Below are 6,168 nucleotides of genomic sequence, written 5' to 3'. Positions count from 1 at the left end.
CCGCTGCAATGCAGCGGCGCCTTTTTGTCATGCCAGCAGATCGGGCCCGGGCAGATCCATCTCCCGCTTGCGGGCGGCGGAGTGGGCCAGCTTCTCCGCCAGGGCCGCCCGGTTTCCGGAGGCCAGCGCGTCCCGGTAGGACTGGAGGTTGTCCAGCAGCCGGTCCACCGCCGCCAGCAGGGCGGGCTGGTTGAGGGAGAAGAGCTGGGTCCACAGCCCCACGTCCAGGGCCGCCACCCGGGTACAGCCCCGGAAGGAGGAGCCCTCGAAGCCCCTGCACTGGAAGAGCTCCGGATCGTCGCACACCGACACGGCGATAAGGTGCATCATCTGGCTGGTGTAGGCGATCAGGGCGTCGTGGGCCTGGGCGGTGGTGCGGCATACGTCCTTGCAGCCGATATAGGCCGCCAGCCGCTCCAGCAGGGCAATGTGCTCCGGCCTGCTGTCATCCCGGGGCACCAGCAGGAAGTGGGAGTCCCGGAACATCTCCGCAAAGGCGTGCTCCACGCCGGAGAACTCGGTGCCCGCCATGGGGTGGCAGCCGATAAAATCCACTGTACCGGGCAGCACCTGGGCCGCCTCCAAAATAGCGGTCTTGACGCCGCACACGTCCCACACCAGGGCCCCCGGCTTGAACGCATCCCGATACCGGGCCAGGAAGTCCACGATCCCCTGGGGGTGGAGGGCCAGGGCCACCACGTCGGCCTGGGGGAGCTCGGCGGCGGCGTCCTCGGTCACACGGTCGCCCACACCGTGCTCGGCGGCGTAGCGCAGGGTGGGCTGGGACACGTCCACGCCCACAATCTCGAAATCCTCAAAGCCCTTTAGAGCCAGGGCCAGTGAGCCGCCAATTAAACCGAGGCCCACAATCAGCATCGTTTGTTTCATCGCGCACTCCTCTTCTTTACTGAGGGCCGGTCACAGCTCCCGCCCCACGCAGGGGGCCAGGGCGGTCAGCCTGCCCATGAGGGTGTCAAACTGGGCCGGGGTGATGGACTGGGCCCCGTCACAGAGGGCGTGGGGCGGGTCGTTGTGCACCTCGATGATGAGGCCGTCCGCCCCGGCGGCTACCGCCGCCAGACTCATGCGCTCCACCATCCACGCCTTGCCGCAGGCGTGGGAGGGGTCCACCACCACCGGCAGGTGGGAGAGCTGCTTCACCGCCAGCACGGCGGAGAGGTCCAGGGTGTTGCGGGTATAGGTCTCAAAGGTGCGGATACCCCGCTCGCAGAGGATGACCCGGTGGTTGCCCCCGGCCATGATGTACTCGGCGCTCATGAGCCACTCCTCAATGGTGGAGGACAGGCCCCGCTTGAGCAGGATGGGCTTGGAGGTCTTGCCAAGTTGCTTGAGCAGGTCGAAGTTCTGCATGTTCCGGGCTCCCACCTGAATCACGTCCACGCACATCTCGAACATCTCCACGTTGTCGGTGGACATGATCTCGGTGACGATGGGCAGGCCGGTGGCCTCCTTTGCCTCCTGGAGCAGGCGGATGCCGTCGTTGCCCATACCCTGGAAGGCATAGGGGGAGGTGCGGGGCTTGAAGGCGCCGCCCCGCAGGGCGGCGGCGCCGCTGGCCTTTACCGCCTGGGCCACCCCCACAATCTGCGCCTCGCTCTCCACCGAGCAGGGCCCGGCGATCACCGCCAGCCGGTTCCCGCCCACGCTGCGGCCATTGGACAGCTCAATCACCGTGTCCTCCGGGTGGTACTTCCGGTTGGCCTTCTTATAGGGCTCCGTGACCCGCATGACCCGCTCCACGCCGGGCAGCAGGGACAGCTTCTCCTGGTCGATGTGCTCGGCGTTGCCCTCCGCGCCCAGGATGGTGGTCTCCGCCCCCTTGGACACCATGACTTTGACGCCGCCCTCCTCCATGGTGTGTACGGCGGCCTCCAACTGCTCCGGGGTAAACTCCCGCTTCATAATGACAACCATATTCTGACTCCTTTCACAAACAAAGAACCCGCAGCCGCCCAAAGGCGGCCGCGGGTTCCATCGGCTCCAACTGCGGAGCGCCGGAAGATTCCTGACAGGCCGGTTATGGGCAGGCAAACAGACCGCTGGCAAAATAGCAGCGGTAATAGCCGTATCCATAACCGACGTACCTGCGCATGAACCTCTCACGCTCCTCTTGTAGAGCACTTTAGCACTTTTTGGCGCGAAAGTCAAGTGGAAATTTCACTTGAAATCCTACCTGTTCCATGGTATTATATTTGTCAGAAAAGGTAGGGATGTGCATGAAAATTTCCACGAAAGGCCGTTATGCGCTCCGCCTCATGCTGGATGTGGCCCTTCACAGCCATGGCGCGGCAGTTCCGCTGCGGGATGTGGCCCAGCGGCAGGAGATTTCCGATAAATATCTGGAGCAGATTGTAACTCAGCTCTCCCGGGCCGGGCTGGTTCGCTCGGTCCGGGGCGCGGGGGGCGGCTACCTCCTCACCCGTGAGCCAGAGGAGTACACCGTGGGGGAGATTCTGCGGGTGCTGGAGGGCAATCTGGCGCCGGTGAGCTGTGTGGATCAGGACGATACCTGCCGCTGCAACCGGGCCGACCGGTGCGTCACCGTAGAGGTGTGGCGGGACATTCAGGCCGCCGTCTCCAGCGTGGTGGACCGCCTGACCCTGGCCGACCTCGTGCGCCGCTATCATGAGAAGTGCCCCGGACATAACGCATAGAACAGCCCAAAATAAATCAGAGCCGCCGTACTGATTTTCAGTGCGGCGGCTCTGATTGTCTGGATTACGCCCCTGCGATGCTGGCAGCAATATGAGCATCGCTATAGCCCATCAGCTTGCCATACCGGGTAGCCAGGTCGATCTGGGCCTTCTCTGTGTAGGTTCCTGCTGCAATCATGTCTTTCTCCTCCTGCTTCAGCTCCAGATACTCCTGAAGCACTGCGTCGTCGGCATAGAGGATATAGACCCACTGACCATCCATCTCCACAGTGGAAAACAGCTTGGTCAGAAGAAGATCCTTGTCGATGTAGTACTTTACACCGTATCCCTCGCACTTTTTCGCCACATAGGATGTAAGAAGGGGTTCGTCCTCGGGATCAAAGGGATCACTGAACGCCAGCTCCTTGGCTCCGGTCATGATTACATCGCAGAAGGCGCCCACGGTGCCGTCAAAATTGCCGAGCTGAAAGCTGTACTCGTCCACAGGGGGCTGAGCCGCAGCCTCAGAGGTGTCCGCCGTGCTCATGCGGGAGGTTGATACCGTCCGGCTGTCCGGGCACCAGGTCACTGCATAGCCGATGCCTTCAAAGAAGGCACGAACAGGGACGTAGTCTGCCCCATTCACCGTCTTGACGGGAAGCTCCGCCGACTGCTCACCGCAGGTCACGGTCACAGTGCCCTCTCCCTGCTCCAGAACCGCGCTGATGTTGCCCGCCAGATCCGAGGCGGAGGCATAAATGGTGCCGGGCTGCTCAATCAGCGCCCCAGACAGGAGGGTAACCGGCTTCCCCTGCCAGAGAAGCGTAGGCTCGCTGGTGTCCTTGGTATAGACCACCTCGCCGCCGGAGACTGTCATCAGGGCCTGAATATCCTTGATCTCCTCCTCAGGACAGGTCATGTAGTCCCGGTCGATCACTACAAAGTCGGCCAGCTTGCCGGGCTCCAGAGAGCCCTTGAGATCCTCCTCAAACTGACCATAGGCGGCCCAGATGGTAAAGGCGCGCAGCGCCTCTTCACGGGTGACCTTCTGGTTGGCGTACCAGCCGCCCTCCGGCTCACCGGCGCGGGTCATACGGGTGACACCGGCATACAGGCCGTGGAAGGGGTTGACCATCTCCACCGGCGCGTCAGAGCCGCCGATAATGATGCCGCCCTTATCCAGAACGGTGCGCCAGGCGTAGGCCGTCTGAATACGCTCGGGACCCAGGCGGTCCTCCGCCATGGACAGGTCCGAGGTGGCATGGGTAAACTGCATCGCGGTGAGGATGCCGAGCTCCAGGGCCCGGTCAATATCCTCCGGGGTAACGACCTGGAAGTGCTCAATGCGCAGGCGGGGATCCTCCCGGGGATTTTCCTTCAGCAGGCGCTCGTAGGTGTTCAGCACCTGGTGGTTGGCACCGTCGCCGATGGCGTGGTACGCGATCTGATAGCCGTTGTTGTAGGCCAGGCTCATCACGTTGTAAATCTCCTCGTCCGTAAAGCGGTAGGAACCACGATTGCCCGGATCGTCGGAGTAATCCTCCAGCAGAGCAGAGCCGCGGGAGCCCAGAGCACCGTCGCCCAGCACCTTCACACCCATTATACTCAGCTGGTTGTCGTACAGGCCGTTGACCGGCCCGTGCTCCCGGATGTAGCCGGCCTCGGCGCTGTCCGTGCTGTTGAGCATGGGCATGGCGTAAATGCGCAGCTTCAGCTCACCGCTCTCATAGAGATCCTCATAGTGCTGGATGTAGTTGACCTTTGTGCCTGCGTCCGTGGCAGAGGTAAAGCCATAGGAGAACAGCTCCTCCTGAGCCATGAGCACAGCGTTTTTCTGTGTCTCAGCACTCCAGGTAGGAATTACCTTGATGACCATTGACGCCGCGTTGTCGGTAAGGCAGCCCAGCAGTTCCCCGTTGTCCGTTTTGAGAATCTGGCCGCCCTGAGGCTCTGGGGTATCCTTGGTAATGCCCGCCATCTCCAGCGCCATGCTGTTAAACCAGCCCATATGGTTGTCTGCCCGGAGCAGATAGACCGGGTTGTTGGGCGCCACGGCGTCCAGTTCCTCCTTTGAAGGGAAGCCGGGCTCATCCCACAGGGTATCCAGCCAGCCGGAACCCTGGATCCACTCGCCGGGCTCCGCCTCCTTGGCGGCCTGGCGTACCATCTCCAGAATATCCTCCTTCGATTTAAAGTAGCAGTCCAGCTTCAGGTGGTTTTCCCCCAGATTGCTGACATGCATATGTCCCTCGATGAGACCAGGCAGCACGGTTTTGCCGCCGAGGTCGGTGATCTCAGTTCCCGCACCCACATAGGCCTCCGCACCGGCTTGGTCGCCCACATACAGGATGCGGTCCTCCTTCACCGCCATAGTGGTGGCAGTGGAGAAGTCTTCATCCACGGTGTAGATGTTGCCGTTGATGTAGAGGCTATCCGCCACCTCCGCCGGGCCTGCGGCCATGGCCGGCACCAAGCCGGCCAGCAGTGACAGGCTTAGGCCCGCTGCGCACAGGGCGCGCGCTGTCCTTCGTTTCATTCGCTCCATCCCTTTCCATTTTACCAGATTTGACAGGCCCCACAGCGTGCGGGCCGCACAACGTGATACAGTATAGAAAACCCCGCCGCAATTTTCTGTTAACCACTTTACAAAATCGTCATTTTCTGCGAAAATAAAGAAAATAAATTGGGTATCCATGTGCAAACCGCACGAACCGCCTCCCAATCTGTGCGGGGGCTGCGCGCGCAGAAACCGGGAGAAGGGTGAACACCATTGGAAAAAGAGCTTCGCTGGGAAAAGCAGTGGATTCCGGAGCACCTCTCCGCCGTTGGAAATGAACCGTGGGACACCGTGTGGGACAGACTGACCGACGGCTTTCGCCCGGAGACCGTCCCGGCGGGCACGGTGTTCTATCAGCAGGGCGACCCGGCCCGCGAGGTGATTTTTCTGCAAACAGGGCAGATCCGGGTGGAGTGCATCCACAGCAGCGGGAAAAAGCGGGTGCTCTGCCTGCTCTTTGAAGGGATTCCCGTGGGAGAGGACGAGTGCCTGTTCGGCGGCCCGCGGGAATACCGGGCCGTCGCAGTCACTGCGTGTCAGATTTTCCGCATCCCGGCGGAGGTGTTCAAACGGCGGGCCGAGGCCTCTCCCGCCCTGGCACTGAAGCTGTTCCAGATCTCCGCCCGGAAGAGCCAGGTGCTTGGCCGCATGCTGATCCGCGACAGCTTTCTAAGCGTGCGGGGGCGTGTCATTCAGTTCCTGCTCTCCGTGTCAGAGCCATACGGTACAGAGGAGGGGGCGGGGGGCCGCCTCACTATCCGGCTGACCCACCAGGAGGTGGCCGATTTTCTGGGCATCTCCCGGGTGGTGGTGTCCCAGTGCTTTCAAAGCCTGAGCCGGGAGGGCCTGCTGAAAAAGACGCGCCAGCACTATCTGATCCCCGACCGTGCCGCCCTGGAGGCCCAGCTCCATACATAATATGGCTCCGGCCGCAGGCAAAACGCCTGCGGCCGGAGC

Annotated in this window: 5 protein-coding genes; 2 read left to right on the top strand and 3 right to left on the bottom strand. The window is 62.0% G+C overall.

Annotated features, from left to right (window positions below; translation table 11 throughout):
• Positions 1–27: 27 nt before the first annotated feature.
• Both HMPREF0372_RS06750 and aroF read right to left on the bottom strand, forming a co-directional pair.
• The gene (locus HMPREF0372_RS06750) at positions 28–888 is read right to left on the bottom strand and encodes a prephenate dehydrogenase (protein ID WP_007490074.1); all 861 of its coding nucleotides are present in this window, start codon (positions 886–888) and stop codon (positions 28–30) included.
• A gap of 30 nt (positions 889–918) precedes the next feature.
• Positions 919–1,935, bottom strand: a complete 1,017-nt coding sequence (gene aroF / locus HMPREF0372_RS06745; RefSeq protein WP_007490073.1) for a 3-deoxy-7-phosphoheptulonate synthase — start codon at positions 1,933–1,935, stop codon at positions 919–921.
• A 302-nt stretch (positions 1,936–2,237) separates the two neighbouring features.
• On the opposite strand from aroF, the gene HMPREF0372_RS06740 reads away from it, so the two are divergent.
• On the top strand, positions 2,238–2,675 hold the full coding sequence (locus HMPREF0372_RS06740; RefSeq protein ID WP_009257462.1) for an RrF2 family transcriptional regulator: 438 nt from the start codon (positions 2,238–2,240) through the stop codon (positions 2,673–2,675).
• Between the two features lie 64 nt (positions 2,676–2,739).
• Here the strand turns inward: HMPREF0372_RS06740 and HMPREF0372_RS06735 are convergent, their stop codons facing one another.
• Positions 2,740–5,190, bottom strand: coding sequence for an amidohydrolase family protein (locus HMPREF0372_RS06735; RefSeq protein ID WP_230979260.1), 2,451 nt, complete (start codon positions 5,188–5,190; stop codon positions 2,740–2,742).
• 234 nt (positions 5,191–5,424) lie between these two features.
• Between HMPREF0372_RS06735 and HMPREF0372_RS06730 the strand changes: the two genes are divergently transcribed.
• Positions 5,425–6,129: a Crp/Fnr family transcriptional regulator gene (locus HMPREF0372_RS06730; RefSeq protein WP_007490069.1), complete on the top strand. Its 705-nt coding sequence runs from the start codon at positions 5,425–5,427 to the stop codon at positions 6,127–6,129.
• The last annotated feature ends 39 nt before the right edge of the window (positions 6,130–6,168 follow it).

The sequence above is a fragment of the Flavonifractor plautii ATCC 29863 genome, from assembly GCF_000239295.1.
GTDB lineage: Bacteria > Bacillota > Clostridia > Oscillospirales > Oscillospiraceae > Flavonifractor > Flavonifractor plautii.
This window is presented reverse-complemented; position numbering and strand designations above follow the sequence as displayed.

Coding starts and splice junctions, on each gene's coding strand:
- HMPREF0372_RS06750 (WP_007490074.1), bottom strand. CDS start 888: ATGAAACAAACGATGCTGATTGTGGGCCTCGGTTTAATTGGCGGCTCA.
- aroF (WP_007490073.1), bottom strand. CDS start 1,935: ATGGTTGTCATTATGAAGCGGGAGTTTACCCCGGAGCAGTTGGAGGCC.
- HMPREF0372_RS06740 (WP_009257462.1), top strand. CDS start 2,238: ATGAAAATTTCCACGAAAGGCCGTTATGCGCTCCGCCTCATGCTGGAT.
- HMPREF0372_RS06735 (WP_230979260.1), bottom strand. CDS start 5,190: ATGAAACGAAGGACAGCGCGCGCCCTGTGCGCAGCGGGCCTAAGCCTG.